The sequence below is a fragment of the Arhodomonas sp. KWT genome (assembly GCF_010993615.1).
This window is the reverse complement of sequence record NZ_WNXE01000196.1, coordinates 1-1,583: the sequence shown is the minus strand read 5'-3', so window position 1 is coordinate 1,583 and position 1,583 is coordinate 1. Positions and strand designations below refer to the sequence as shown.

At 69.2% G+C, this 1,583-nt stretch carries 2 protein-coding genes; both read right to left on the bottom strand.

The features are described 5' to 3' along the window. The coding region (locus G7A99_RS16465; protein ID WP_205599883.1) for an enoyl-CoA hydratase/isomerase family protein at positions 1 to 559 on the bottom strand (559 nt) is incomplete at its 3' end. Positions 560 to 587: 28 nt separating this feature from the next. Continuing rightward, positions 588 to 1,583: AMP-binding protein (locus tag G7A99_RS16460; RefSeq protein WP_163142134.1), on the bottom strand; the 996-nt coding region annotated here is incomplete at its 5' end.

Here is a 1,583-nt window from a genome sequence, read left to right as displayed (position 1 = left end):
CGGCGATGCCCCAGTCGTGGGCGTCGGCACCGGTGATGCGCTTGGCGCGCATGACCATGTTCTTGGTGCGGGCGACGCCGATGAGCTTCTGCAGCCGTGCGGAGCCGCCGGAACCCGGGATCTGGCCGAGGCGCTGCTCCGGCAGGGCATAGCGGCAGGTCTCGCTGGCGATGCGGAAATCGCAGGCCAGCGACAGCTCGAAACCGACGCCGAAGCAGTAGCCGCGGTTGGCGGCGATCACCGGCTTGTTGCAGCGCTCCGGGGCGGCGACGTTCCAGGCGAGGTGGGAGACGTGCTCCGGGCTCGCCTCCAGGAAGCCCTTGATATCGCCGCCGCTGGAGAAGTGCTCGCCCTCGGCGCGCAGCACGATCACGCGCACGTCCGGGTGGGCGTCCAGGGCCTCGAACACGGCGCGGAGCTCGTCGCGCTGGGGCATGGAGATCACGTTCAGCGGCGGCCGGCCGAGGACGATGTCGCCCCGCTCGCGCCCTGCGTCGACATGGACCTGGAAGCCGTCGAACGGGCCTTCCAGGGTACGGTGTACGGTGTCTAGATCCATGATGTTTCCCTTGTGATGATTGCCGTGCTCAGCCCGCGCGCTCGACCTCGTAGCGCTGGGCCACGAGCTCGCGGCGCAGCACCTTGCCGACGGCGGACTTGGGGATCTCCTCGAGGAAGACGTAGCGGCGCGGGCGCTTGAAGTTCGCCAGTCCGGATTCCAGGCAGTGGGTGTTCAGCGTCGCCTCGTCCACGTCATCGCGGCGCTTGATGAAGGCGGTGACCACCGAGCCCCACTGCTCGTCCGGCAGCCCGGCGACCGCGACCTCCGCCACCGCCGGATGGGTGGAGAGCGCGTTCTCCACCTCCACGGGGCTGACGTTCTCGCCGCCGGTGATGATCAGGTCGTCCACGCGGCCGGTGACGAAAAGATCGCCTTCCTCGTCGAAATAGCCGGTATCGCCGGTGAAATACCAGCCATTTCGCAGGGCCTTCGCGTCCGCGTCCGGGCGGTTCCAGTAGCCCTCGAAGGACTCGTCGCCGGCGAGATCGGCGATGATCTCGCCCTCCTCGCCCGCCGGCGCCGCGCGCTCCGGGTCGTCGGTGTCGATGGGCACCACCCGGATGCGCTGGTTGAGCGCGGCCCGCCCGGAGGAGCCGGGCTTGCTCGCGGCCCGCTGGTCGATGGTGAAGGTGTAGATCTCGGAGCTGCCGTAGTGGTTGACGAACAGCTGCGGCCGGAACGCGGCCTCCACGCGCTGCATCAGCCCGGCGCTCATGGGCGCCCCGGCGAAGCCGATCTTCTCCACGCTGGCCACACGCTCCGGCGAGAAGCCCTCGTGCTCGAGGAGCATGTGATAGAGCGTGGGCACGAGGTACAGATTGGTGATGTCCTCGCGCTCGATGGCGTCCACGGTGGCCCCCGGGTCGAATCGCGGGATGCACACGAAGTGGCCGTCCACCAGGGCCATGGCGAGCAGCGAACGGACCCCCATGGTGTGGTAGAGCGGCATCACCCCGAGGGTGCACTCGCCCTGGCGGTAGAGGTTCTGGGCGACGTGGGCGAGCGCGGCGGCACGCTCGGC